The sequence below is a fragment of the Bacillus sp. B19-2 genome (assembly GCF_022832475.1).
GTDB lineage: Bacteria > Bacillota > Bacilli > Bacillales > Bacillaceae > Bacillus > Bacillus paralicheniformis.
The window spans coordinates 158,712-183,746 of the sequence record NZ_JALHKQ010000001.1 but is presented as its reverse complement, the minus strand read 5'-3'; the positions used below and the strand labels follow the sequence as shown (position 1 = coordinate 183,746).

23 protein-coding genes are annotated in these 25,035 nt (G+C 47.0%); 9 read left to right on the top strand and 14 right to left on the bottom strand.

The genetic code is table 11. The features are described 5' to 3' along the window. Positions 1 to 4 precede the first annotated feature (4 nt). Positions 5 to 556: a helix-turn-helix domain-containing protein gene (locus tag MST20_RS01000; protein ID WP_243939443.1), complete on the bottom strand. Its 552-nt coding sequence runs from the start codon at positions 554 to 556 to the stop codon at positions 5 to 7. Between the two features lie 96 nt (positions 557 to 652). On the opposite strand from MST20_RS01000, the gene MST20_RS00995 reads away from it, so the two are divergent. Then, positions 653 to 1,129, top strand: coding sequence for a YhfM domain-containing protein (locus MST20_RS00995; protein WP_243939441.1), 477 nt, complete (start codon positions 653 to 655; stop codon positions 1,127 to 1,129). Here MST20_RS00995 and MST20_RS00990 read toward each other — a convergent pair. The 3 genes from MST20_RS00990 to MST20_RS00980 form a co-directional block, all read right to left on the bottom strand. Then, complete coding sequence (locus MST20_RS00990; protein WP_243939439.1) at positions 1,100 to 2,641, bottom strand: fatty acid--CoA ligase family protein; 1,542 nt, start codon at positions 2,639 to 2,641, stop codon at positions 1,100 to 1,102. The two genes, MST20_RS00995 and MST20_RS00990, sit on opposite strands and share 30 nt — an antisense overlap. A gap of 159 nt (positions 2,642 to 2,800) precedes the next feature. Then, on the bottom strand, positions 2,801 to 3,790 hold the full coding sequence (gene lplA / locus MST20_RS00985; RefSeq protein WP_243939437.1) for a lipoate--protein ligase: 990 nt from the start codon (positions 3,788 to 3,790) through the stop codon (positions 2,801 to 2,803). Between the two features lie 18 nt (positions 3,791 to 3,808). Next, complete coding sequence (locus MST20_RS00980; RefSeq protein WP_165426562.1) at positions 3,809 to 4,543, bottom strand: MBL fold metallo-hydrolase; 735 nt, start codon at positions 4,541 to 4,543, stop codon at positions 3,809 to 3,811. Between the two features lie 156 nt (positions 4,544 to 4,699). Here MST20_RS00980 and yhfH point away from each other — a divergent pair, with 156 nt between their 5' ends. From yhfH to MST20_RS00965, 3 genes are all read left to right on the top strand, one after another. Beyond that, positions 4,700 to 4,834: a protein YhfH gene (yhfH, locus tag MST20_RS00975; protein ID WP_003180302.1), complete on the top strand. Its 135-nt coding sequence runs from the start codon at positions 4,700 to 4,702 to the stop codon at positions 4,832 to 4,834. A 308-nt stretch (positions 4,835 to 5,142) separates the two neighbouring features. Continuing rightward, positions 5,143 to 6,429 (top strand): cation:dicarboxylate symporter family transporter, encoded by a 1,287-nt coding sequence (locus tag MST20_RS00970; RefSeq protein WP_165426561.1) that lies wholly within the window; start codon positions 5,143 to 5,145, stop codon positions 6,427 to 6,429. Between the two features lie 154 nt (positions 6,430 to 6,583). Next, entirely contained in the window at positions 6,584 to 6,781 is a 198-nt protein-coding gene (locus MST20_RS00965; RefSeq protein ID WP_243939434.1) for a hypothetical protein, read from the top strand. Between the two features lie 78 nt (positions 6,782 to 6,859). On the opposite strand, the gene MST20_RS00960 is transcribed toward MST20_RS00965, so the two are convergent. Next, positions 6,860 to 7,897, bottom strand: a complete 1,038-nt coding sequence (locus MST20_RS00960; RefSeq protein WP_243939432.1) for a M42 family metallopeptidase — start codon at positions 7,895 to 7,897, stop codon at positions 6,860 to 6,862. Between the two features lie 106 nt (positions 7,898 to 8,003). Between MST20_RS00960 and MST20_RS00955 the strand changes: the two genes are divergently transcribed. Next, the gene (locus tag MST20_RS00955) at positions 8,004 to 8,999 is read left to right on the top strand and encodes a ketoacyl-ACP synthase III (protein WP_243939430.1); all 996 of its coding nucleotides are present in this window, start codon (positions 8,004 to 8,006) and stop codon (positions 8,997 to 8,999) included. A 55-nt stretch (positions 9,000 to 9,054) separates the two neighbouring features. Here MST20_RS00955 and MST20_RS00950 read toward each other — a convergent pair whose 3' ends face one another. The 6 genes from MST20_RS00950 to MST20_RS00925 all read right to left on the bottom strand — a co-directional run bounded on the left by MST20_RS00950 (position 9,055) and on the right by MST20_RS00925 (position 17,824). Beyond that, positions 9,055 to 11,217 (bottom strand): YhgE/Pip domain-containing protein, encoded by a 2,163-nt coding sequence (locus MST20_RS00950; protein WP_243939428.1) that lies wholly within the window; start codon positions 11,215 to 11,217, stop codon positions 9,055 to 9,057. A 71-nt stretch (positions 11,218 to 11,288) separates the two neighbouring features. Further along, positions 11,289 to 11,861, bottom strand: a complete 573-nt coding sequence (locus MST20_RS00945) for a TetR/AcrR family transcriptional regulator (protein WP_165426556.1) — start codon at positions 11,859 to 11,861, stop codon at positions 11,289 to 11,291. A 197-nt stretch (positions 11,862 to 12,058) separates the two neighbouring features. Beyond that, positions 12,059 to 13,471, bottom strand: a complete 1,413-nt coding sequence (gene hemY, locus MST20_RS00940) for a protoporphyrinogen oxidase (protein WP_243939426.1) — start codon at positions 13,469 to 13,471, stop codon at positions 12,059 to 12,061. 15 nt (positions 13,472 to 13,486) lie between these two features. Continuing rightward, positions 13,487 to 14,425, bottom strand: coding sequence for a ferrochelatase (gene hemH, locus MST20_RS00935; RefSeq protein ID WP_243939424.1), 939 nt, complete (start codon positions 14,423 to 14,425; stop codon positions 13,487 to 13,489). Between the two features lie 73 nt (positions 14,426 to 14,498). Then, positions 14,499 to 15,560 (bottom strand): uroporphyrinogen decarboxylase, encoded by a 1,062-nt coding sequence (gene hemE, locus MST20_RS00930; protein ID WP_243939422.1) that lies wholly within the window; start codon positions 15,558 to 15,560, stop codon positions 14,499 to 14,501. A gap of 125 nt (positions 15,561 to 15,685) precedes the next feature. After that, entirely contained in the window at positions 15,686 to 17,824 is a 2,139-nt protein-coding gene (locus MST20_RS00925) for a transglycosylase domain-containing protein (protein WP_243939420.1), read from the bottom strand. A gap of 132 nt (positions 17,825 to 17,956) precedes the next feature. On the opposite strand from MST20_RS00925, the gene MST20_RS00920 reads away from it, so the two are divergent. The 3 genes from MST20_RS00920 (at position 17,957) to MST20_RS00910 (ending at position 21,246) form a co-directional block, all read left to right on the top strand. Further along, the gene (locus tag MST20_RS00920; protein ID WP_243939418.1) at positions 17,957 to 18,460 is read left to right on the top strand and encodes an antibiotic biosynthesis monooxygenase family protein; all 504 of its coding nucleotides are present in this window, start codon (positions 17,957 to 17,959) and stop codon (positions 18,458 to 18,460) included. 108 nt (positions 18,461 to 18,568) lie between these two features. Further along, a complete protein-coding gene (locus MST20_RS00915; protein ID WP_243939416.1) occupies positions 18,569 to 19,945 on the top strand; it encodes a hypothetical protein in 1,377 nt (458 codons plus the stop codon). A gap of 140 nt (positions 19,946 to 20,085) precedes the next feature. Continuing rightward, positions 20,086 to 21,246: a M20 family metallopeptidase gene (locus tag MST20_RS00910; protein ID WP_243941115.1), complete on the top strand. Its 1,161-nt coding sequence runs from the start codon at positions 20,086 to 20,088 to the stop codon at positions 21,244 to 21,246. Positions 21,247 to 21,276: 30 nt separating this feature from the next. Here MST20_RS00910 and MST20_RS00905 read toward each other — a convergent pair whose 3' ends face one another. The 3 genes from MST20_RS00905 to MST20_RS00895 are packed head-to-tail and all read right to left on the bottom strand — an operon-like array spanning position 21,277 to position 23,995. Beyond that, positions 21,277 to 21,987: an EcsC family protein gene (locus tag MST20_RS00905; protein WP_243939414.1), complete on the bottom strand. Its 711-nt coding sequence runs from the start codon at positions 21,985 to 21,987 to the stop codon at positions 21,277 to 21,279. Between the two features lie 48 nt (positions 21,988 to 22,035). Then, positions 22,036 to 23,262: an ABC transporter permease gene (locus MST20_RS00900; RefSeq protein ID WP_243939412.1), complete on the bottom strand. Its 1,227-nt coding sequence runs from the start codon at positions 23,260 to 23,262 to the stop codon at positions 22,036 to 22,038. Continuing rightward, on the bottom strand, positions 23,255 to 23,995 hold the full coding sequence (locus MST20_RS00895) for an ABC transporter ATP-binding protein (RefSeq protein WP_106070777.1): 741 nt from the start codon (positions 23,993 to 23,995) through the stop codon (positions 23,255 to 23,257). Before MST20_RS00895 ends, MST20_RS00900 begins: the two co-directional genes overlap by 8 nt. Positions 23,996 to 24,519: 524 nt before the next feature. On the opposite strand from MST20_RS00895, the gene MST20_RS00890 reads away from it, so the two are divergent. Continuing rightward, positions 24,520 to 24,939, top strand: coding sequence for an HIT family protein (locus tag MST20_RS00890; protein WP_020450801.1), 420 nt, complete (start codon positions 24,520 to 24,522; stop codon positions 24,937 to 24,939). The last annotated feature ends 96 nt before the right edge of the window (positions 24,940 to 25,035 follow it).

The window sequence follows — 25,035 nt, the reverse complement described above, 5'->3', positions numbered from 1 at the left end:
CTCTTTACGGATAATAAATGAGTGTATAACATGATGCCGTTTGTTCCGTGTTGTTTTCGTACGTATGCACGGTGTTTGCGGTGAAATGCATCGCATCGCCTTCGTTCAGACCGCAGGTGTAATCACCCGCCGTCACCGCGATCGCTCCTTTAGAGACGAGCACATACTCTTCAATCCCTCCGTGGTGAGGCTCTGATTCGTGTACACAGCCGGGCGCAAGTTCAATATAAAAGATTTCAAACTTCTTTTTCTGATCAAACGGAAAATGCGGAAATGCCGCGTATTTTTCTTCTCCGGCCATAACGGGCGTTTTCTCATGCTTTCTGACGACCGTCGGCTCCCCCGCGGGCTTTTCTGCCAAGGAAGTAAATGATACTTGCAGCCCGTTTGCGATCTTCCACAAAGTTGTGATCGTCGGACTTGAAGCGCCTTTTTCAATTTGCGCGAGCATGCCTTTGCTGACGCCGGTCATCGATGACAATTGATCAAGGCTGTAATTGCGGACTTTTCGCAGCCTCTTGATGTTTTCTGCAACTTGTTTTTCAATCGAATTCATCTTCCGCCCCCTCACAATAAATTAAACATTTGTATAATTTATTGAACATTATAGCATAATTTTTTAGGATGAAAAGCCATTAAACGGAGAAAATAAATGCCTGGGGTGATCATTCTGAAAAAAATAATGGGGATCATACTTTTTTTCGGTATTTTATCCATCACTGTCTTTTATGTATTTCACTTGATGGCGGAGCCTTTCGACTCAAGAAATGCCGAAGAAATCATCTTGAAGCATGCGGATGACAGCGAAAAAACGATCAGTATCAAAGACAGGCACAACATAGACGCCCTGCTTGATACATTTAACAAAGGGAAAAGAATGAAGGAAAAGACGGCACGTAGCCTGCCTTCCCCGGCATATCACGGATACATCAGCATGACCGACACACATCGCGTTCACTTCACCGTCTGGCTGAAGAAAGATGAAGCCGTCATCCTGAAAGAAGAGGAGGGCACATATTTTGTTCTCCGCCAAAGGGAAAAAGACGCTCTTCTCAGAGAACTGCAGAAAAGGGACGCGGCAGGCGTCCCTTTTAACGAGTCAAGATTGATTTGTCAAAATGTCTTTTAAAGCGCGCCTTAAAATTTTGCCGGTCGAATTTTTCGGTATTTCATCCATGAAGACGATCGCCGCCGGGCGCTTGTATTTGGCAAGATGCTTTTTGCAATGCGCCAAGACATCATCCTCTGTCAGCGTTTTATTCTTCGGAACGACATAGCAGTGGACGGCTTCTCCCGTATTCGGGTCGGGCACTCCGATCACCACCGCTTCTGCGATTTTCGGATGAAGGTAGAGCACTTCTTCGATCTCCCTCGGATAGACATTATAGCCGCCGACGATAATCATGTCTTTTTTTCTGTCGACGATATAAAAATAACCGTCTTCATCCCGTTTTGCCAAATCACCTGTATACAGCCATCCGTCTTTAATCGTATGGGCCGTTTCTTCCGGCATGTTGTAGTACCCTTTCATAACATTGGGCCCTTTAACGATCAGCTCCCCGACTTGACCGGCAGGCAGCTCTTCCCCGATTTCATTGACGACTTTGTTTTTCACATTGAGAATGTTCGTGCCGATCGATCCTGGCTTGCGGCCGGTGCTGAACGGGTTAAAGCATGTAACAGGAGAAGCCTCCGACAAACCGTAGCCTTCTAAAACGAGGACGCCGAATCTTTCTTCAAAGCTTTTCAGGAGAGCGACAGGCATGGCCGCTCCGCCTGAGATGCAAAGCCTGATGGATCGAAAACCTGCTTCATCCGCTCCTTCATACTGGTACAGGTAATTGTACATTGTCGGAACGCCTGAGAAGATCGTCGCCTGATGCTTTTTAATCAGCTTGAAAACTTCGGCGGGACTGAATTTCGGAACGATCAAAATCGCTGCGCCGTTCATGAGCGGTGCATTCATGCAGACCGTTAAACAAAAAACGTGAAACATCGGCAGGGCGGCGACGACAAGGTCAGATTCATTCATTGTCAGATAGCGGGCTGTATCATTTGCATTTGAAAATAGATTTTGATGTGTGAGCATCGCCCCTTTTGGTCTTCCCGTGGTTCCTGACGTATAGAGGATGGCGGCTGTATCTTCGGCGTCGATTTCAGGAAACGGCCGGACAGGAGGTTTCATGATGCTTGTAAACGATTTCAATTTCATCTGAACCTCGGTGCTTTCCGGTTCGCGTAGCGGCTCTCCCGTTTCGCAAAGCACGACGCAACTGACTTTCGGAAGGGATTCATGCACCTTTTCGTAAAGCGGTAGCAGCTGTCCCAGAGCCACGATCACTTTTGCGTCGCCATTTGTCAGCATATAGCCGATCTCAGTCGGCGTATAGGCCGGATTGATCGGTATGACGACGGCTCCGGCCTTCAGCGCACCGTAAAACGCAATCACAAAATGCGGTGTATTGCCGAGAAGCAATGCGACATGATCTCCCTTTTCCACGCCGATTTCGCGCAGACCTTCTGCAAAGCAATCAATTTTCTGCTGTAATCCCCCGTATGTTTCCGTCTGTTCTCCAAAAATATAAGCGGTTCTGTCAGGCTTTGATTGAGCTGTTTCCCCTAATTTTGAAACTAAATTCATTCTCCCACCCCTTAAAAATGAATGAATGACCATTCATTTTGTGATAATCAAAATCTATTCCCATTATAGTAAATGAACAGAAAACACTCAAGGCCTGCCGGGAAATATCTTCCATTCCTCTCATGTTAAAAAGGGGCCGCGGAAACCGCAGCCTCTCTTTTAGTAGACAAGATCCAAAAATTCTTCTTTTTGAATATTGCCGAAGTAATGCTTGATATCGACGCCTTGAAGGGCTTCTTCAATCGCTTTTCTTTCATACTGTACGCCTGTCAGCTTCTCTTCAATGTCGCTGACATCGCCGACTCCGAAAAAGTCACCGAATATTTTGCACTCGCGGATCACGCCTTTTTGCACTTCCAGGCGGATGTCGACCGATCCCGCTTGAAATCGTTTTGAATGCTGAAGATTGAATTTCGGAGACTTCCCATAGTTCCAATCCCAGTTTTGATAGCGTTCCTTTGAAATTTGATTGATGATTTCCCAGTCTTTTTCTGTCAGCTTATACTCCGGTATTTCCCCTTCACTATCAAAAATATAGCGGAGAAGCATGCTTCGGAATTCCACTGTCGTCATCTTCTGATCGAGAAACTCGCTGATATTGGCTACACGGCTCCTGATTGATTTGATGCCTTTTGACTCGATTTTATCTTTTTTCACTTTTAAAGCCGATACGACATGTTCAATCTCAGAATCGAACAACAGCGTGCCATGGCTGAACATTCTTCCTTTCGTAGAGAACTGGGCGTTTCCCGAAATTTTCCGGCCGTTTGCCATCAAGTCGTTTCGGCCGCTCAGCTCCGCATCGACGCCAAGCTTCTTTAAAGCGGCCACAACGGGCTCCGTAAACTTCTTAAAGTTGTGGAAGCTGTTGCCGTCGTCTTTCGTAATAAAGCTGAAATTCAAGTTCCCGAGGTCATGGTAGACAGCTCCGCCGCCTGACAGCCTGCGAACGACAATGATCCCGTTTTCATCCACATACTTTGTGTTGATTTCCTCAATCGTATTTTGGTTTTTGCCGATGATGATCGACGGCTGGTTGATATAAAACAGCAGATACGTCTCTTCAGGATCGAGGTGCTTTAAGCAGTACTCCTCAATCGCCAAGTTGATCCTCGGATCTGTAATATTTTGATTATCGATAAACAGCATGTTTGTCAGTTCCTCCTTCTATTCTCCCCACACATAACCGGTGCGCGCCAGATCAACCGCGCCTTTATAAACGGTTTTGGCCTCTTCTGCTAGTTTTTGATGTTCCCCGAAATGCGGGAGGTGCGTCAAGAGCAGATGTCCCGCACCCGCTTCCGCAGCGATGCGTCCAGCTTCGAGGCTGTTCATATGACCAGCGCTTCTCCCATCCTGATCCGCATAAAAATTGCACTCTGAGATCAATAGATCGGCTCCTTCGCTGAACGGGATGAAAGCTTCCTGAAAGCTCGAATCGGCCGTATAAACGACAGAATGAACACCGTCCGTCACCCTCATGGCAAAGCAGTCAACAGGATGAACCGTTTTTAAAAACGTGAACGTAAACGGTCCGATTGCTAAAGACTGTTTCGGATCATAGGCCAATCCAGCGGTATGCGTTTTATATGTAAGCTTTGAAAACTGCTCTTCATCAAAAGGATGTCCATATATCGGAAGGGCATTCGCTCCCTTGCCGAGGAATGAGCCGACCAGTTTGGCAAATTGCAAAGGGCCGACATCCGCAATATGGTCGTGATGATAATGGGATAATATAACGGCATCAAGCTCCTCAACGGGCAGAAACAGCTGAAGCTTCGATAAAACGGCACTGCCGCAGTCGATTAAAACGGAATAATCCCCGGATTGAAAGAGATAGCCTGAAGTCGCTTCATTTGCAGCCGGAAATCCTCCGCAGCAGCCGATAACTGTCATCTTCATGTATACACACCTCTTTTTTGTGTCTATCGTCCCCCTATTCAATATACCCATTTTTCTTAAAAATTGCATGTTTTATATTTTGTCATAAAACAGACATTGCTTTTCCGGATACTGTTATAATACAATGATGACAACAAATGAATTGGGGGAATCAACATGCTCGCTAAAATCACCGAGTTCTTCAGAAATTTGCCTTCCAAAAAATGTTCAAAATGCGGCCACGATATTGATGAGCAGCACGAATGCTACGGAAACACTTGCTCTAAATGCTTAAATGTAAAAGATATATAGACGTCATTAAAAAATGCCCCGGCGGATTCCCCGGGGCTTTTTTTTGTCATAAAGTTAGTTATAAAGAGAGAGATTCTTGTCAAAATTCATTATTTTAATAACATTTTACTATTTCACTTAGGGAAATATACACCGATGAACGTCCCGATTTGAATTTAAGCTGGGATGTTCATCTCATATTTGAATTTTCAATATATTCAGACGTTATTTTTTTAATGGACGAGCTGCATTTTATTTCGCTATACTTAATTTACGATCTCAAGTTTAATATTCTAGTATAAAATTAAGCATGCGTTGGGAGGGCATCTATGAAAAGACTTAAATTCGGATTAGCCACACAAATTTTCCTCGGGCTGATTTTAGGTGTTGCAGCAGGAGCGATTTGGTTCGGAAACCCTGCAGTCGCAACGTATCTGCAGCCCGTCGGTGATTTGTTCTTAAGATTAATCAAAATGATTGTGATTCCTATTGTCGTTTCAAGCTTAATTGTCGGGGTTGCAGGGGCCGGCAGCGGCAAAAAGGTCGGCAGGCTCGGTTTTCGGACGATTCTGTACTTTGAAATCATTACGACTTTTGCGATCGTGCTCGGACTGCTCCTTGGAAATATCATTCAGCCTGGACACGGCGTAAACTTTTCTGGTGCTGAAAAACAGGATATCAGCCAATATGTAGAAACGGAAAAAGCGGCAAGCACCAAATCTGTCGCAGACACGTTCCTGCACATTGTGCCGACAAACTTTTTCCAATCGCTCGCTGAAGGCGATCTGCTTGCGATCATTTGTTTCACTGTTCTGTTCGCACTCGGAGTGTCAGCCATAGGCGAAAAAGGCAAGCCTGTGCTCTCCTTTTTTGAGGCAACGTCTCAAGCCATGTTCCACGTCGTGAACATCGTCATGAAATTCGCGCCGTTCGGCGTTTTTGCTTTAATTGGTGTAACGGTTTCAAAATTTGGTTTTTCTTCGCTTTTATCATTAGGAAAGCTCGTTTTGCTTGTCTATCTTGCTCTTGCTTTCTTCCTGATTGTCATTTTTGGGATCGTCGGCAAGCTGTGCGGTATCAATATATTTAAATTTTTGGCCTATATGAAAGATGAGCTTCTTCTTGCGTACAGTACATCAAGCTCTGAAACTGTGCTTCCGCGCGTCATGGAAAAAATGGAGAAAATCGGCTGTCCGAAAGGCATTGTGTCGTTTGTCATTCCGATCGGCTACACATTTAACCTTGACGGCTCTGTCCTGTATCAGGCGATCGCGGCGCTGTTTTTGGCGCAGGTCTACGGCATCGATCTGTCCATTGGACAGCAGCTCACGCTCATCCTTGTTCTGATGGTCACTTCTAAAGGAATGGCTGCCGTTCCCGGCACATCATTCGTCGTTCTTCTTGCGACTCTGGGCACGATCGGCGTTCCTGCTGAAGGGCTGGCCTTCATTGCCGGAGTCGACCGGATTATGGACATGGCGAGAACGGTCGTCAACCTGACCGGAAACGCTCTTGCCGCTGTGGTCATGTCAAAATGGGAAGGTGAATATGACGCCGTTAAAGGACAGGCCGTCTTAAATCAAAGGGAGCCGGCAGATATAGAAGTATCCGGCTGACAGCTCGCAAAAAAACGTATGTTTCCCGCTTTTGGAGAAACATACGTTTTTTTAAAATATGCATTTTGCTCAAGAAACCTGTCCAAACAACTTCCTTTCCTTTACATACGATGTACTGTAGTTAAATTAGAAAAGAAAACTGGAGGGAAGTTTAATGTATTATTACCATGACCATTGCAAGAAAGATTATTACTATGACTACCACAAGAAAGACCACGACTGCAAGAAATACTACTACTACTATTATTACTACTATTATCCATGCTATAAGAAGTATGATTACGACTATGACTACAAAAAGTATGACCACTATGATCACTGCAAAAAGAAAAAACACTATGATTACTGGTAAGTAAACGTCATCCTTTACGGATCGATGACTTCCACTCTTTTTTTACTCCCAAGGGACCGGGATCCTTTGGGAGCTTTTTTATGCCATGTCAGACAGGACATAATGATACAGCAGCTTTGCCGTCTGCTCCAAGGACGATTGATGCGTCCTTTCAAACGCATGGGATGCGTCAATTCCCGGGCCGATCAGCCCGTGGACGATATCATGGCCCGCTTTGACGGCTGCTGAAGCATCTGAGCCGTAATACGGGTATATATCAAGCTTATACTCGATTCCGTGTGTTTCACAAAGAGCGGTCAGACGCTTTCGAAGCCTGTAGTGATAAGGCCCGCTGGCATCTTTCACACAAATGGATACCGTATATTCGTCGGTTGACTGCCCATCGCCGATCGCTCCCATATCAACAGCCAAATATTCCACCGTTTCAGGCGGGATATTGGAGTTGCCGCCATAACCGATTTCTTCATTGTTGGAAATTAAAAAATGTGTCGTGTAAGGCAGTGTCACCCCTTCTGTGTTGATCGTTCTGATCAGCTCGATGAGGAGGGCGACGCTTGCTTTATCATCAAGATGACGCGATTTGATAAACCCGCTCGGTGTGATCTCAACGCGCGGATCGAAGGAGATAAAATCGCCGACATTGATGCCGAGCGCCCGAGTTTCTTCTTCACTGCGGACCGGTTCGTCAATGCGGACCTCCATATTCTTCTGGTTCCGCTCGGCTTTTCCGGCGTCTTTGTAAACATGCACTGATGTCTGATGCATTAAGATCGTGCCGGTGTATGTTTTCCCTGATGCTGTTTCAATTTTGCAATACTCGCCTTCAATCGAGTTGTAATTGAACCCCCCGATTAAGTCAATTTTCAGCCTTCCGTTCGGTTTAATCTCTTTCACCATCGCGCCGAGGGTATCGACATGAGCGGTGAGCATCCGGTGCCGGGATTTGTCGCGGCCCGGTATCGTCGCGATCAGGCCGCCCTTACGGTTAAACTTTGTTTCGACTCCTTCTTCCTGTAATAGGCGATTGATATAGTCTATGATGTCATACGTATTTCCGGTAGGGCTCGGGATCGAGACGAGCTCCTTGATGAGCTCCAGGGTTTTCTGTCCTGACATATTTCATTCCTCCCAACTTGTGATGTTTATAGTATACATCAGATCAATATTTTAGTACCAGATACTAATACTAGGTGTTATAATAAAAAAAAGGAGAGTGAATTTCATGAAAACTTTATCAAAAGCGCGAATTTCCGCCATAGGAACCTATGTTCCCGAAAAGCGCATGACAAACACAGACTTTGAAAAGATCGTCGATACTTCTGATGAATGGATCGTTCAGCGGACAGGAATGAAAGAAAGGCGAATCGCGGGAAGTCACGAATTCACATCAGATCTTTGCATAAAGGCCGTTGAAAATCTACAAAGCAGATACAACGGCACGCTTGACGATATTGACATGATCATCGTCTCTACCACAACGGCGGACTATGCTTTTCCAAGCACGGCATGCCAGGTTCAGGAGCACTTCGGATGGAACGAAGTCGGCGCGGTCGATGTAAATGCGACTTGCGCGGGATTAACATACGGATTGCATATCGCCAACGGCCTGATCACTTCCGGACTGCATAGCAAAATTCTTGTGATCAGCGGTGAAACTTTATCAAAAACAACCGACTACACAGACCGCGCGTCTTGCATTTTGTTCGGCGACGGGGCGGGCGCCCTGCTTGTCGAACGGGACGACAAAGCCCCAAGCTTCATTACTTTTGCCCAGGATACGAAAGGTGACGGAGCCCGCCATTTATACAGAACCGGCTTGCGAAGCGACCTTAAAGGGGAGCCGCTCTCAGGTGAAGGAAAAATGGTTCAAAACGGCCGCGAAGTGTATAAGTGGGCGGTCAGGTCCATTCCCGAAGGCGTCAAAAAGCTGCTTACCCAAGCTGAAATGGAGCTGAAAGATATCGATTGGTTCGTCCCGCACAGCGCGAATTTGCGAATGGTCGAATCAATTTGCGAAAAAACCGGAATTCCACTCGAAAAAGCGCTGACGAGCGTCGAATGGTTTGGCAACACCTCATCCGTATCAATCGTTCTCGCCCTTGATGAAGCCGTCAAGAACGGAAAGTTGAAAGAGGGCGATACCTTGATTCTGTTCGGTTTCGGCGGAGGTCTTACATATACGGGACTGATTGTAAAATGGGGCGCGCCAGCTTCCTGATTTCAAAAAAAACATCTTTTCTTGCCCTTGCCGGGCTTGAAAAGATGTTTTTCTTTTATGCGTGCTGCTCTTCAATTTTTCCTTTTCTCAGCAGCACTTTAAAATAAATCAGCGTCAAGGCCATCATGACGATCGCAACACCGCCGAGCACGGCAGCCTGCTCCCACATATACGCGTAGTCTCCGCTTGAAATCACCGCTCTGTATCCCGCAATGCTGTAGGTCATCGGCAGTGCGGAATGGATGACTTGGAAGAACTTAGGAACAAGTGCAAGAGGGAATGTTCCTCCGCTTCCTCCAAGCTGAAGCACGAGCAGAATGACGGCAATGAAACGTCCCGGATTTCCCATGGTCGCAGCCAAAAACTGAATGATCGCAAGACATGTAATGCTCATGATCATACTGAACACATAAAATCTCCAGACACTTTGCACTTCAAGCCCGATGCCAGAGAGAATGATCGTGCACGCGATAGCTGCTTGAAGAATTCCCACTGCAAAAAGTACGCTGAATTTGCTCATAAACCAGCCGAAAGCTGATTCAGGCCGGACGGCCGGTTCTTTCACATCGAAGACGACGGTGATCATTAATGCACCGACGAACAAGCCGAGCGACAAAATATACGGGGTTAATCCTGTTCCGTAGTTGGAAACCGGATCGATTTTATCGCCTTTCACATCGACGGGATCTGAGAACATATTGTAGTTTTCGTCTCCCGCTTGAATATCGCCGGTCTGATCGGCAGCGTCAGACAGCTTGTCAAACAGCTCCCCGCTTCCGTTAGACAGCTTGCCAAGACCTTCATCAAGAGATTTAGCTCCTTCTGCAAGCTTGGAAGAACCGTCTTTCAGTTTATCAGCCGCGCTTTGCAGATCGCCGAACTTCCCGACTAACGTCTGGCTGCCTTCGGCGATTTTGGATGATCCGCTTTTCGCCTCCGCGAATTTTTCGTTGTAAGCACCCAAACCGTTTGTCAGCGCATCGAGCCCTTGCTGAACCTTCTGCGATCCTTTATAAAGCTTATTCACATTCGAAGGAACTTGCTTCAATTCCTCGAGCTTCTGTTTCAGCCCGGATAAATCGGGAAGTTGGCTGACATCCGGAATTTGCGCTTTCAACTTGTCAAACTCAGGCAGCTTCACCGTTCCTATTTTTTCATCGACTTGTTTCATAAGCGCGGCTTTCTGTTCTTGTGTCAGCATGTTGCTGGATTCAATAATTTGTTTGACTTCACTGTGCTGGTTTTTCAATGCGGCTTCAAGCTCATCAATATTTTTTGAAATTTGGCTGATTTCTTTTTTCGCCTTTTCGGCGTTTGAAAGCGCCGTTTCAAGCTGCTGAATCTTTTCATTTGAAATGGCTTCTTCTAGTTTGCTTATCATCTGCGCTTTTTCATTCATCTGCTCCAATCCCGCCACAATCTGAGGCATGCCTTGTTGGAGCTGTTGAGCACCGCTGTGCAGCTGGCCGCTTTTTTCCAAAAATTGCGCAAGTCCTGAATCAAGTTCATGAATTTTGTCGTTCAGCGTATTGAATGCCGCGCCGAACTTCTCCATTCCGTCTTTGTTGAACTGAATTTGGCTTTTCGCAAGCTTTTCAAGGTTCTTTTTCAGCGTTTCGCTTCCTTCTTTCGCATCTTTCAGTCCTTTATCCAGTTTTCCGGCACCTTCGCTTGCTTCACCGAGACCTTTTGCGATTTTGCCGAAATTGTCAAAGATGACTTCAGCATATTGCTCCGTGATTTCAGAACCGATTGAACGCTGAAGCTGTTCAATCGCTTTATCGCTGATCTGGGCGCCGACATAGTTTCGTCCGGCGTTAGTATGATAAATCAGATTCAGCTTTTTCGGATGTTTATCCATCACCGTGCTGGCATCCTTCGAAAAGTTTTCAGGAATTTCTACAACCATGTAGTATTCCTCATTTTGCAAGCCTTTCAGCGCTTTTTCCTTCGTCGTAAAATGCCAGTCGAATTTATCGTTTTTTTTCAGTTCTTTGACAAGGTCGTCGCCGATGTGAAGGTCTTTTCCTTCATATGTCGTTCCCTTGTCGGAATTCACAACCGCTACGGGGAGCTGATCGACGTTTCCGTATGGGTCCCAGTACGCCGCCAAAAATATGCTGCTGTAAATCAGCGGTATAAAGAGAACCCCGATCACGGATATCAGTAGTTTTTTATTGGTTATCAGTTCTCTCCACTGGTTTTTGAAAACATTCATGTTGATACGCCTCCTAGTTAGTAGCCGCTCTCTATGCGGATAAGCACCCCTTTAAACAAAGAAAGGATAATCTAACGAGATAATCCTTTTAAAATATACATTTTCAGCATCTCTGCCAACTCTTCATCTTTCAGCGGTTTATGGTTTTTTTCCCAGTCAAAGATGAGCGCGATGTAAAGCTTGAAGATGACAAACGCGTTCAGCTCGGGGTCACACGGTCTAATATCGTCATTTTTAATCGCTTCTTTAATCTTTCTCTTAATATAGCTGACGACCATGCGTTCCAGCTTTTCAATTACTTCGCGGGCCGCCGGTGTGCCGAGCTCCGCACCTTCCTGAAAGATTTTAATGGTCAGCTGGTGCTTCTTTCTGTACTCCAATATCGCCATCATCGCGCGATGGGCATTTTCGTGAAAAGGCAGATCAGGATCAATCGCTTGATCAGCCGTTTGCTTCATTTCAATCAGAAGCGAAGAGAAAATGTCGTCGAACAGTTCCTCTTTATTCTTGAAAAAAGTATAAATCGTACCTTTGCCGACATTGGCAAGCTTCGCCACCAGATCCATCGTCGTCGCTTTGTAGCCGAATTGTGTAAACGATTTTGTCGCCGCTTCTAAAATCAGTGCTTTTCGATCTTTGCTCACGGTTTCTCACCCCGAAATTGACTATTTGAACATTTTGGTCAGTAAGTACAAAAAGTAATGTAACACACCTGAATATAAAATGCAATAATTTAAATGTTATCTTTTCCATAAACAAACTTTAAAATGATGAAAGCTGTAAAAAGAGTGAAAATAAAAAAAGCCGCCGAATGGATTCGGACAGCTTTATTTGCTCTTCTTTATTCGAAAAGGTGTGAGAGTACATCGGCTACGGCCTGCTTGCCTTGGTCGATGCAATCCGGAATGCCGACCCCTTCAAAAGAGGCCCCCGTCATGAAAACGCCCGGATATGACGCCTGTAACCCTTCCCTGATCTCTTTCATTCTTTTCTTATGGCCGACATGGTATTGCGGCATCGCTTCATGCCATCTTGTGATGCAGGTCATTTCCGGCTCACCGTCGATCTTCATAATCCGTTTTAAATCGTCGAGGACGATTTTCACCATCTCGTTATCCGACTGTTCGACAACGGACTCATCGCCGGCTTTCCCCACATAAGCCCTTAACAGGATTTTTCCTTCAGGCGTTGTACTCGGCCATTTTTTGTTTGTCCAAGTGCACGCCGTAATCGAAAAGTCGCTGTTTCTTGAAATGACAAAGCCTGTTCCTTGATGCTCCATTTGGACGGCTTCTTCCGGAAATCCGAGCGCCACATTGGCGACAGATGTTGACACCATATCTTCTAAACCCTTCAGCCAATCCGCTTTGGGAAACATCGCGGCAGCTGCTTTATGGGGAGCGGTGACCACGGCCGAATCGGCGTGAAGCAGCTTGCCGTTGTCAAGCTTCATGCTGTAGCCCGAGCCCGCGCGCTCAATGCTGACAACCTTTGTGCCTTTATAAACCTTTGTGATATCGAGCTGCTTTTCCAGTTCTTCAACAATCGTCTGCAGGCCGGTTTTCACCGTCTGGAACTGGCCTTTCTTTTTGTTTGCAGGCTTTTTGGCGCTCTGGGCGCCGCGCGATTTTTTCATCCCGATGATCAAGCTTCTGTACTTCTGTTCTGTCTGGTAGAATTGCGGGAAAGTCGACATCAGACTGAGGCGGTCAATGTCCCCGGCATAAATGCCTGACAAAAGCGGTTCGATCAGGTTCTCCACCACTTCACCGCCGACGCGTCTTCTGAAAAATTCTCCGAGCGACTGGTCTTCCTGCGGCTTGCTCGCCGGAAGCAGCAAATCCATTCCGGCTCTCAACTTCCCCGGCAAGGAAAACAAGCCGGTTGTCAGAAAAGGTCCGATTTTTGTCGGCACCCCCATCACGGCTCCTTCTGGAATCGGATAAAGCGTTTCGCTGACAAGAACATAAGACTGGCCTGTAGCGTTGTTCACGAGCAAGTGCTCCAGCCCGAGATCCTTCACGAGCTGAGGTGCGCTTTGCTTCCGTTCCAAAAATGAATCCGGCCCCCGTTCAATCACATAGCCGTCTTTGTGTACCGTCTGTATCTTTCCGCCCAGTCTCGGACTTGCTTCAACAAGCGTGACTTCGGCCGGGAGATCGTTCTTTTTGATTTCCTTCTCCAAGTAGAAGGCGGCGGCCAATCCGGTAATACCGCCGCCGATGATGACAATCTGCCTGCGTTCTCCACTCATTTACAATCGCCTTCTTTACTGTTCTTTCTCCAATTGTTTTAATACAACATCTGCTAAAGCATCGATAAACTCATGTTTTGCATTCGGCATTTCAGGTCTGTAATAGCTTGCTCCGATATCGTCCGTGACGACTTTGCATTCATAGTCGTTGTCATAAAGAACTTCCAAATGGTCGGCTACGAAGCCGACGGGAGCATAAACAAAAGCGCTGTACCCTTTTTGCTCTGACAAGTCGCGCGTCAAATCCTGAACATCCGGCCCAAGCCACGGATCAGGGGTGTTTCCTTCGCTTTGCCAGCCGACGGCGTAATCTTTTACACCCGCCGCTTCGGCAATCAGCTTCGCTGATTCTTTAAGCTGTTCAGGATATGGATCACCCATTTCGACGATCTTTTCGGGAAGGCTGTGCGCCGAAACAATCAAGACGGCGTTTTCCCTTTCTTCCGAAGGCATTTCGTCATAGGTTTTTCTCACTTGATCCGCCCAATATGCGATGAATTTCGGCTCATCATACCAGCTGTTGATCGATGTGATCGACAATCCGCCGAGCTTTTCAGCCTCGTCTTTCGCCCGCTTGTTGTACGACTGTACGCTGAAGGTGGAGAAATGGGGCGCGAGCACGATGCTGACGGCTTCTGTAATCCCGGCTTTATGCATCTCCTGAACGGCATCCTCAATGAAAGGTTCGATATGTTTGAGACCGATATATGACTTGAATACCACATCATCCTGAAGCTCGTTTAAGCGTTTTTCAAGCTGCTTCGTCTGCTCTTGCGTGATCTTTGCAAGCGGAGAAATTCCGCCGATCGCCTTATAGCGGTCTTTTAAGTCCTGCAGCATGTCAGGCTCAGGCTTCCTGCCTCTTCTGATGTGTGTATAATAACGTTCAATGTCTTCCTCTTTGTACGGCGTCCCATACGCCATCACAAGAAGCCCCATTTTCTTTTTACCCAACGTGAACACCTCTTTAAAGATCATGATCTATACGTATTTTGACAGTTTATATTGAAAAGACCAACTGAAATGCTCATGTGATCAGGCTCGATTTTTTTGAGGCGGAATACTCATGAACAAATGCCGTCAATTTTTTCAGTGTGTCTGGACTGACTTCGGGAAAAATCCCGTGACCGAGGTTGAAAATAAACCGGTCCGTCTGCATGCCCTGATCGAGAATGGCTTTCGTCCTCTCTTCAATGACTTCCCACGGGGCAAGCAGGATCGAAGGGTCCAAATTCCCCTGAAGCGTTTTTGTCAGCCCTTTATCCCTGGCTTCCTGCACGCTCATCCGCCAGTCCAACCCGACGACGTCGAGGTCAAGATCGTGCCATTCAGTCGCAAGGTGGCTTGCGCCGACTCCGAACATAATCAGCGGCACGCCTTCTTTTTTCAGCTCTTTGAAAAGAATGTCCATCGTCGGCTTGATATAGCGGCAGTAATCACCGGCATTCAGCGCGCCGACCCATGAATCGAACACTTGAATGGCTTTGGCGCCGGCGCGGATTTGGGCTTTGACGTATACAGCCGCCATCTTCCCGAGCTTATTCATCAAGAGATCCCATGCAGCAGGCTGGCTGTACATAAACGCTTTTGTTTTATTGTAGTTTTTGGACGGGCCGCCTTCGATCATATAGCTGGCCAGTGTAAACGGCGCTCCTGTAAAGCCGATCAGCGGAACGTTCAGCTGTTCTTCTGTCAAGAGCCTGATCGTCTCCAGCACATATGGAATATGCTCCTCCGGCTCGAGTTCGCCGAGTTTTTCAACATCTGTGAGAGATGTAACCGGCTGATCGATGACAGGACCGATGCCGTTTTTAATTTCGACGTCAACGCCAATACCTGGAAGCGGTGTCATTATGTCTTTATAAAGTATTGCCGCATCGACACCGTACTGTTCGACGGGCAGTCTTGTCACATAGGCGCACAATTCGGGCTGATGGGTAATGTCAAACAGTCCGTACTTTTCCTTGAGCGCTCTGTACTCAGGCTGTGATCTTCCGGCCTGCCTCATGTACCATACCGGTACATGGGCGGCCTTTTCTCCTCGGCATGCTTTTAAGAATGTGTCATTAAAAGCCTTGTCGTTTTTCATCATGATATCCACCTTTCAAGCTGCAACCATACGTTCGCAAAATTACTCCTTCCAATATACCGTTTTTTTATTGAACGGTATACTCATGAGACTTATTGTTCAAGAAATTGATGAATTTCGGGTACCTAATGCCCCGAAGGAAACACTTTCGGTTCGACATAATCAGTCCCTTTCCCCTCTGTTTTCGTCTGCGGATTGTACGGAACAATTTTATAGGAAGCATTGGAAAAGATGTTTGCATAAGGGATTGAATAGCTTCCTTTCCCCTTAACCGTATCGATGAGCGTTTCTTTTCCATTTTTCATTTCATATATTCGGTATTCAACTCTTTTATCCTCTTGTTCATGCCATTTTAATGATACCGTAATCAGCCCCATCGGCGTAAAGGAATAGTCTGCTTTAACACTTTCCAGATCTTCGAGGCGGATCGGCCTGTCCAGATCTTTTACACCTTCAGGCGCCTTAAATCGTTCAGGCTTATGGTTGGAGCGTTTTAAAATGTCTTTAAACAGCCTTGTCGGATAAGCGCTGCCGCCTTTTAAATAATGGGATTCATCCGTTTTATCGTAGCCCATCCAGACAGCTCCCGTTACTTCGGGCGTATACCCCGCAAACCAGGCATCTTTTGTTCCGCCCTCTTTTCCGGTATACGTGGTCGACCCCGTTTTTCCTGCAATCTCTCCGGAAAAATCACCTGCTTTTCCCGTTCCGCTCTTCACGACCTCCTCCAGCATTCGCGTCATGTTCCAAGCTGTGTGTTTGCTGAATACCTTTTCTGATTTTTCCTCGTGGCGGAATATGACATCCCCGTTTTCGTCCGTGATTTTTTTAATAAAGAACGGCTCGGTGTATTGTCCTGAATTTGCGAAGGTCCGGTATGCCCCGGCAATCTCAAGCGGCGACACTCCTTTCTCTAAGCCGCCCAGCCCCAATGCCAGGCCCTCATCCGGCACGTTCATGCCTAAGCGGCTGAGATAAGGCTTCACCGTTTCGATTCCGATCTCATTTAACGTCCATACGGCAGGCGCGTTTTTGCTGTAAGTCAGCGCATCCACCATTGAGACCTTGCCCTCATACTGGCCGTCATAGTTTTTCGGCGAGTAGCCGCCGTATGACAGCTGTTTATCTTCAAGCATGGAGTACGGCTTGAACCGCTTTTCTTCAAGAGCTGGGCCGTAAACGGCAAGCGGTTTAAACGTCGAACCGGGCTGACGCGGGGCTGTTGCCCTGTTGTAGCCTTTCGGAGCGTATTCCCGGCCTCCGAGAGCGGCTACTATGCCGCCTGTCCGGTTATCGATAAAAACGGCGCTCCCTTCAGCTTTATTGTCTGTTCCGGGAAAATAGCCGTCCTGCTTCATCAGCGTGTAAGCCGCTTTTTGAATCGAAATGTCGAGCGGAACACTAATCGTGTATCCGCCTTGAAGAAGCTGTTCGCTCGAAATCGAATATTTGTCTTCTGCTTCTTTCATGACCAGATCAATATAGCTGTCAAGCCACGGATTTTTTGATTTTTCTTTCACATGGAGACCCAATGTGCTGCCTTGGGCTCTGACGGTTTCCTTTGAGCTGATATATCCCTGCTCATTCATCATGCCGAGAATGACATTGCGCCGCTCACGGCTTTTTTCCGGATTGAGAATGGGCGAATACGTGGACGGCGCTTTAGGAATGGAAGCAAGCACCGCTCCCTCACTGACCGTCAAGTCTTTCACATCTTTGCTAAAAAAGTAGTTTGCCGCCGCCTGGATTCCATAGACGCCGTGCCCGAAATAAAGCTGGTTCAAATACATTTCCAAAAGCTTGTCTTTGCTGTAGTCCCGCTCCAAGTTGATCGCGATAATGACTTCTTTCGTTTTTCTTAAAAACGTTTTGTCGTGTGTTAAAAAAGTGTTTTTTGCAAGCTGCTGGGTGATCGTACTTCCACCTTCCACTTTCCCTCCCGCTAATATATCTTTATAGACCGCACGGCTCACCGATTTAAAATCGATGCCGTGGTGCTCATAAAAGCGCTTGTCTTCAACCGCGATAAAGGCATTTTTTACGCCGTCCGGCACCTCGGCAATTGAAACAGGTCTTCTGTTTTCGGTATAGAGGCTTGCGACTTCTTCTCCATTTTGGTCGACGATTTTAGAAGAAGCATGGAAAATCAGTTTCTTTTCATCAATCACATAATCCCCCAGAAACAAAATCGTAATATATCCGATTAACGATAAAAGGAATATCGCCGCTGTAATGATGATTGGAATGAAAAATCTCTTTCTCATATGGTCACCTCATTCCTTTCTATAGCTAGTATGGGAATTTTTTCTTCAAATTATGTTGCAGCATTTATAGCGGGTAATAGATAGAATTTTAAATCGTCCTTTTGTTATACTATCAAAAAAGGGGTGATGAAATTGAATTTTTACATTACATACGGAACTGTCGAGTTTTTAAAAAAGCTCGCCAAACAGCACGGTCTTGAAAACATGTTATTTATGAAAAGCCACGATTCCGCCATTCTCTTTCACGAAACCGACGGAGAAAGCGTCTTTCATTCTCCGCACCGCTACGAAATCATCGATCAGTCGGGAACTTTGAAACATTCCGGATTCGCCGTCCTCAACAACATCCCTGTCACACCGGAAGGAAGACCGCTTTTCGAAACCCGTTTTAAAAACAGAGCCGGAAAAATCGAAAATCAGCCCGGTTTTAAAGCCCTCAGGGTGCTGAGGCCAAAAGACAGCGATACGTATATCGTCCTGACGCTGTGGGACACAGAACAGTCATTTCAGGACTGGAAAAGCTCCAAATCGTTCGGCGAAGCCCATCAAAAGAAGGAATCTTCAGCTGGAATCAACCAAGGCGGAACGATTTTTTCCCGCCCATCCTATATTTCTTCGTATCATTCTGTCGAATAACTGCCTTTTAAGGCAGTTTTTTTATTTCCGAGGAAATGAGCCCTTCCTTCACACTCTGACAGCCCAGGAATAAGCTGTATGAGGCTATGTTAACGGGGGGATCGGGAAATGGAAATTGAATTAACGTCCATTCACTTTATATATTTGGGCTTTATCGCTGCTATTCTCGCATTTATGCTTCTTCGTCTTGATACCACCTTTATATCGCTTGCCGGGGTTTTTTTCATTTCATTCGCGGCGACCCATTCTGCCATTGCCTCTGTGATGGGCCTGTTCAACAGCTTAATCTATGCCGCCGGAGAACTTCTCCCGACCATTTTCATCATCTGCTTTACCGTTTCGATGAGCGAACTGTTGGCAAAGACCGGCGTTAATGAAGCAATGGTCACTCCGATCGCCAAATGGATGAAAGGTCCTGCCTTGGCCTACTGGATCACCGGAGCTTTAATGTTTATCATTTCTTCATTTTTTTGGCCCTCCCCGGCTGTCGCATTGATCGGCGCCGTCCTCCTGCCTGCCGCGCTGAAAGCCGGTCTCTCCCCGATAGCGGTAGCGTGCGCCATGAATTTGTTCGGTCACGGTTTCGCTCTATCAGGTGATTACATCATCCAGGCAGCACCTAAATTGACCGGAGATGCAGCCGGACTGTCCGTTGCAGAAGTGATGTCTGCAAGCGTTCCGCTCGTCCTGATCATGGGCTTTTCGACAACGGCGGCAGCCTTTTTGATGCTCAGGAAAGAGAAAGGCAATCAAGGAGCGGCAAACAGTGAGCGGCGGCAAAGCGAGCCTGAATGGCTTCTTCCCCCGGCCCCAAGAAAACGGCTCGCGCTGATGATTCCGGTCATTTTTTTAGGGGATATCGCCGCGATGCTGATCCTGGAATTGCAAGGAGACGAAGCGACGGCGCTTGTCGGAGGAACGGCTGTCTTCGTCATGATTCTCATTCATTTTATCGTCCACAAACACCGTCGTCTTGAGAAAATCACCGGTTATTTCATTCGCGGATTTCAGTTCGGCTTTAAAGTGTTTGCCCCCGTCATTCCGATCGCCGCCTTTTTTTACTTGGGCGACGCGGGTTTCGAAAAAGTACTGACAGCCGAGATGCCCGGTTTTTCTAATAGGATCGTGCAGGACCTCGGCTCAGCTTTTGCCCACAGCGTTCCGCTCTCTCCAGAACTCGCCGCAGTGGCGCTCACTGTCACGGGAGCGGTGACCGGTCTTGACGGCTCCGGTTTTTCAGGGATTTCTCTAGCCGGATCAGCCGCTTCGATGTTTGCTGCGGCTGTTGACGGCAACCCGACCGTTCTGACCGCGCTCGGCCAAATCTCAGCCATTTGGGTCGGCGGTGGTACGCTTGTGCCATGGGCGCTCATTCCGGTTGCAGCGATTTGTAAAGTTGACCCGTTCGATCTTGCCAGAAAAAACTTTATTCCTGTAGCAGCCGGATTAACTGTCACAACGATTGCCGCCATTTTTCTTCTATAAAACGTGACAGCAAGGTTGAACAGCGGCTTCAGTTGTCATAAAATTATAAAAACTTACCATTCCTAAAAGGAGGAATTTTTTTGAGCGCATCCGCATTCATCCGACAAATCAATGAGCAGCTTGATGCCCACTACGATGAAATGGTCAAATTGAGGCGCCATTTTCATCAGCACCCGGAGCTTTCTTTTCAAGAAAAGAAAACAGCCGCATTTATCGCTTCTTACTATGAAGCGCTCGGTATTCCTATCCGCACCAATGTCGGCGGAGGCGGAGTTCTCGCGCACATCGAAGGCGGATCGCCCGGCCCCGTCATTGCGCTTCGAGCCGATTTTGACGCGCTGCCCATTCATGATGAAAAAGATGTAACTTACCGGTCGACGGTGCCGGGAGTGATGCATGCCTGCGGACACGACGGGCACACGGCCACCCTGCTCGTCCTCGCGAAAATTTTGAATGAACATGCCGACCGTTTAAAAGGAAAGATCGTCCTCATCCATCAGCACGCCGAGGAATATTCGCCGGGCGGAGCCAGGCCGATGATTGAAGACGGCTGTCTTGACGGTGTTGACGTGATTTTCGGAACCCATTTGTGGGCTACAGAGCCGACGGGAACCGTTCAATATCGAACAGGACCGATCATGGCCGCTGCGGACCGTTTTACGATTACGATTAAAGGCAAAGGCGGGCATGGCGCACAGCCTCATAAAACAAAAGACGCCGTGTTGATCGGATCGCAGATCGTCGCTTCACTCCAGCAGATTGTCAGCCGCAGGCTCGATCCGACTCAGCCGGCAGTCGTTTCGATAGGTTCATTTGTTGCCGAAAACTCCTTTAATGTCATCGCTGATAAAGCCGTTTTAATCGGGACGGCGCGTTCATTCAATGAAGAAATCCGCACCTTGATTGAAAACGAAATTGAACAGATTGCAAAAGGGATATGCGGCATGCATGGCGCTGACTGTGACTATTCCTTTGAAAGAGGCTATCCGCCTGTCTGCAACCATCCGGAAGAAACGGCTTTTCTCGCAAACATCGCCAAACAGACAGAAGGCGTCGAAAACGTCGAGGAAAGCGGCATGCAAATGGGCGGGGAAGATTTCGCTTACTACCTGGAGCACGTCAAAGGGACATTCTTCTTTACAGGCGCCCGTCCTGAAAATCCAGACGCGGTGTTTCCCCATCACCATCCGAAATTCGATCTTGATGAAAAAGCGCTGCTGATCGCAGCCAAGGTGCTGGCAAATGCCGCGATCTCCTATCAGGAGAAAGAGCAGGCGCCCCGCGAAACGCCTGCAATGTAACAGCCGAAAAAGCAAAAAACAGCCGGATCATCAATATCCGGCTGTCTCATGTATCAACCTCATATGGAAAACGTGCCTCGCTGTTTCCCCAAGATGCCCAAGCAGCTTATAGTTAGCCGTTCCGCCTATGACCGCGCCGAAGCCCGGCACAAGCTGAAACAGCTTGACAAGATCGAGATAGTCCCGGTATTCCTGCTGAAAAGCCTGCCAATCGATTTCGCGCTTTTCGGTTTCCCAATGTTCAATCATGCGGAAAATTTCTTTTCGGTGCGCTTCCCCGGAGAAGGCGAGCTGAAAAATATACAGAAGAAACATCCGCTCTTCTTTCTCCTTAATATCGTATCCGTAAATCGACGCCAATTCAAACAGGCATTTCATTTTGATGCCGAGCAAAAGCGGAAAGTCCGCCAGTCCGAGAAAAATCCCGCCTGCACCTGTTCCCATCCCTTCAACTGCAGCCGCCTTTTGATACTGGGCGATCGTCTTCTGAGCCAGCTCATCTTTTTCCCTTAGCGAAAGCGCGCCTGTTTTCTTGTCAAAAGTCGTCAAATTCGAGCCGAGCAAAGTGGCCTCGACCATCTTTTTAATGCTTTCTGTTATCGCTTTGTGAACTTTGGCGGGAATGCGGGCGTTGATTTTCGACTGCACGCCTTTCGACATCCGCTCAGCCATCGACGGCTTTCTGAGAAACTTCATTTTCCAGCGGATCGCTTCCTCCAAATAAAGCTGGTTTTCATTCATGCGCCACTCACCTCTTCTTTCATGATACTTGCTTAAAAAGAAAAGGATTCATGATCTCTTGGCATTTTTCTTTAATCTGCTGCTGAAATAAGGCTTCAAAATTACAAAAATAAGCAATGCGGAGCCGGCCAGTCCGGCGAGCATCCCGGTCCACTGCATCATGGCTCCGGCAACAGCAGACAAAACAAGCGCCTGGACGCTCAGAACAATGTGAAGCAAGCCGAAAAAGCTCTTCCGCTTTTCTTCCGCTTTGACGGGATAAAGCTCCTGCAATGACAAGTGTGAGAAATGATCAAACAGCGGCGTCAGCTGAATTCCTGTAATGAATACGGTAAAGACGATGAGTGCGGCAGAAACCCACTCATATGTCGAAAAATAAGCGATGATGATACCAAAAATTGCGGTCAGTCTGACGACGATGCCGAAATAGTCGTTTGATCTGATAAAGGCCCTTCCGTACATATATGTAAATGTCCGGCGCTGTTCATACGGAATAAACCGGAGCATCCAATCGAGATATGCTCTTCTTTTCGCCTGCTTTCTAAGATGGGGAACGTCTGTGAATAGGTTCGCAATTCTGTAGAACCGCTGCTTTCTTCTGATTTCGTCTTCAATATGCAGCTCCCATTTAAACGATTTTTTCTTATCAATCATTTTAAAATACACATACAGGGCGGCCATGATCAGGTAGACAGCTGCTGCAAATCCGTATGAAGACGCTAAAGCGAAATAGATCGCGATCGTGTTGAGAAGCAGTCTGACAATCCAGTCGGTGACCCTCATGTTTTTTTCGCCGAAAAACGTCATCCGCCATTGCATCGCCGTGTTCCATCCTTTTAAGACGAGCAGTTGAATCAGCAAGATGAAGTATGCGGAAAAAGCCTTGCCGCTCGCTTCAAGATAGAGCGGCGCCAAAGCGAGGGCCGCGGCGGCCAGCGGAAACAGCTGCGTCAACAAACTGAATCGGAAAGCCTGCTGAAAATACGGCTCCATCTTTGCTTCGAGCGGCAGCAAAAAGACGAGGTCCGCTTCTTTAATCAGCGTGCGGACGTAAGAGCCTGTCAAAATGAACGAAAAGATGACGGCCATCACCCAATAGGCGGGAAAACCTTCCGGCATCTCTTTCAGCCATTTGCTGTACCAGCTCGCAGCTCCTGCAAGGAAAAAAATCATGACGATGACAAGGTGGTCATTCAGCATGTACTTCAAATATGATCTTGTTTCTTTGACATACTCCTCAATTCTTGTCTTCCAAATCCCCAGAATGCTATTCATAGCTCTCTTCCTTCGTCAGTTCAAGATACAGGTCGTCGAGGCTCGCTTCTTCCATCGAAAACTGTTCCCTGAGCTCATCAAGCGTTCCTTTCGCCCGCACTTCGCCGTTATGGAGAATAATGAAGGAGTCGCAATACCGCTCTGCCGTTGCCAAAATATGCGTCGACATCAAAACGGCCGCGCCGTTTTTCTTCGCTTCGTTCATCCGCTCAAGAAGGGCATTGATCGCCAGCGGATCAAGACCGAGAAACGGTTCATCTATAATGTACAGGTCGGGTTCGACAAGGAAAGCGCACATGATCATAACCTTCTGCTTCATTCCTTTTGAAAAGTGGGCGGGGAACCATTTCAGGCGCTTTTCCATTCTGAATTCTTTCAAAAGCGGCGGAAGCCTTTTCTCCAACGTTTCCTTGGAAAGGCCGTACGCCATCGCCGTCAGCTCCAAATGCTCCTTCAATGTCAGCTCTTCATATAAAATCGGCGTTTCCGGAATAAACGTAAATTGGGAACGATAGCTTTCCGGATCGTCCATGAACGTTTTGCCGTTCAATTCAACCGATCCTTTGTGCGGTTCCATTAAGCCGATGATATGCCGGATCGTCGTGCTTTTCCCCGCTCCGTTCAAACCGATCAGCCCGACGATCTGCTCCCGTTCAATCGCAAATGAAACATCGCGCAGCACCGGGTTTCTTGTATACCCTCCAGTTAACTCATTAACAGTCAGTAGTGACATACGTTCGTTCCTTTCATGCATTTTTCTTAATAGTACCAAAAACAAGAATGTATTTGAAACGTTTTCCCTCCCGCTTTTCGGCCTTAAAATAAAACGAATAATCGAATGCGCATCAGGACATTCTAATTCTTGAAGAAGGGAAAGCTTATCAACTCTGGCGAATGAGGTGTTTGTCAAAGACAAAATCGGCAAGAGTTCCTGAGTATGAAACATGTCAAGCTTAGAAATTTCTTTCATCCACTGAATTGAGAAAGCACCTGTTTTATTTGACATCTCCGTCATATAAAAAAGGTGTGACGATCAAATGAGGTGTTTGTCGCAGGAAATGTATAGGCGTTACAAGCTTTCATTTTGACGAAAATGGGGTGCTTGCAAAAGGCAGTTAACGTTTCTTCATTAAAGCGTACCTTCTTCAGGCAGGGTGAACGTTGGAGCCGTTCATCCTGTTTTTCGTGTTTTCACGCAAATTGTGGTAATATGTTGCTTATACATAACCTTTCCCTAATGGAAAAAGGAGGAAAAGTATGAGCGACTGTATTTTCTGCAAAATCATAAACGGAGAAATCCCTTGTGCAAAGGTATTTGAAAATGAACATGTGCTGGCTTTTCTCGACATCAGCCAAGTCACAAAAGGGCACACGCTTGTGATTCCAAAAGTTCATAAAACCAATATTTACGAAATGACACCTGATGTTTCAAGGGAATTTTTTGAAGCGGTTCCGAAAATCGCCCAAGCTATCAAAGACGAATACGAGCCGATCGGCTTAAACCTTCTGAATAACAATGGCGAAAAAGCGGGGCAGTCCGTCTTCCACTATCACATGCACATCATCCCCCGCTACGGCAAAGGAGACGGATTCGGAGCCGTCTGGAAAACACATGCGGACGACTATTCACCGGAAGACTTGCAGAACATTGCAGCTTCCATCAACAAGCACCTGTAATCGAGACATTGTCCAAGGGCGCCGGCAGCTGCCGGCGTCTTTTTTTCGTTCAAAAAAACTCCACATTTTTCAGATCGCCCGGCACGGCTAAACAGA

Coding starts and splice junctions, on each gene's coding strand:
- MST20_RS00910 (WP_243941115.1), top strand. CDS start 20,086: ATGGTCAAATTGAGGCGCCATTTTCATCAGCACCCGGAGCTTTCTTTT.
- MST20_RS00925 (WP_243939420.1), bottom strand. CDS start 17,824: ATGAGAAAGAGATTTTTCATTCCAATCATCATTACAGCGGCGATATTC.
- yhfH (WP_003180302.1), top strand. CDS start 4,700: ATGCTCGCTAAAATCACCGAGTTCTTCAGAAATTTGCCTTCCAAAAAA.
- MST20_RS00950 (WP_243939428.1), bottom strand. CDS start 11,217: ATGAATGTTTTCAAAAACCAGTGGAGAGAACTGATAACCAATAAAAAA.
- MST20_RS00900 (WP_243939412.1), bottom strand. CDS start 23,262: ATGAATAGCATTCTGGGGATTTGGAAGACAAGAATTGAGGAGTATGTC.
- MST20_RS00965 (WP_243939434.1), top strand. CDS start 6,584: ATGTATTATTACCATGACCATTGCAAGAAAGATTATTACTATGACTAC.
- lplA (WP_243939437.1), bottom strand. CDS start 3,790: ATGCTGTTTATCGATAATCAAAATATTACAGATCCGAGGATCAACTTG.
- MST20_RS00905 (WP_243939414.1), bottom strand. CDS start 21,987: ATGAATGAAAACCAGCTTTATTTGGAGGAAGCGATCCGCTGGAAAATG.
- MST20_RS00980 (WP_165426562.1), bottom strand. CDS start 4,543: ATGAAGATGACAGTTATCGGCTGCTGCGGAGGATTTCCGGCTGCAAAT.
- MST20_RS00970 (WP_165426561.1), top strand. CDS start 5,143: ATGAAAAGACTTAAATTCGGATTAGCCACACAAATTTTCCTCGGGCTG.
- hemY (WP_243939426.1), bottom strand. CDS start 13,471: ATGAGTGGAGAACGCAGGCAGATTGTCATCATCGGCGGCGGTATTACC.
- hemE (WP_243939422.1), bottom strand. CDS start 15,560: ATGAAAAACGACAAGGCTTTTAATGACACATTCTTAAAAGCATGCCGA.
- MST20_RS00890 (WP_020450801.1), top strand. CDS start 24,520: ATGAGCGACTGTATTTTCTGCAAAATCATAAACGGAGAAATCCCTTGT.
- MST20_RS00915 (WP_243939416.1), top strand. CDS start 18,569: ATGGAAATTGAATTAACGTCCATTCACTTTATATATTTGGGCTTTATC.
- MST20_RS00990 (WP_243939439.1), bottom strand. CDS start 2,641: ATGAATTTAGTTTCAAAATTAGGGGAAACAGCTCAATCAAAGCCTGAC.
- MST20_RS00955 (WP_243939430.1), top strand. CDS start 8,004: ATGAAAACTTTATCAAAAGCGCGAATTTCCGCCATAGGAACCTATGTT.
- MST20_RS00960 (WP_243939432.1), bottom strand. CDS start 7,897: ATGTCAGGACAGAAAACCCTGGAGCTCATCAAGGAGCTCGTCTCGATC.
- MST20_RS00995 (WP_243939441.1), top strand. CDS start 653: ATGCCTGGGGTGATCATTCTGAAAAAAATAATGGGGATCATACTTTTT.
- MST20_RS01000 (WP_243939443.1), bottom strand. CDS start 556: ATGAATTCGATTGAAAAACAAGTTGCAGAAAACATCAAGAGGCTGCGA.
- MST20_RS00895 (WP_106070777.1), bottom strand. CDS start 23,995: ATGTCACTACTGACTGTTAATGAGTTAACTGGAGGGTATACAAGAAAC.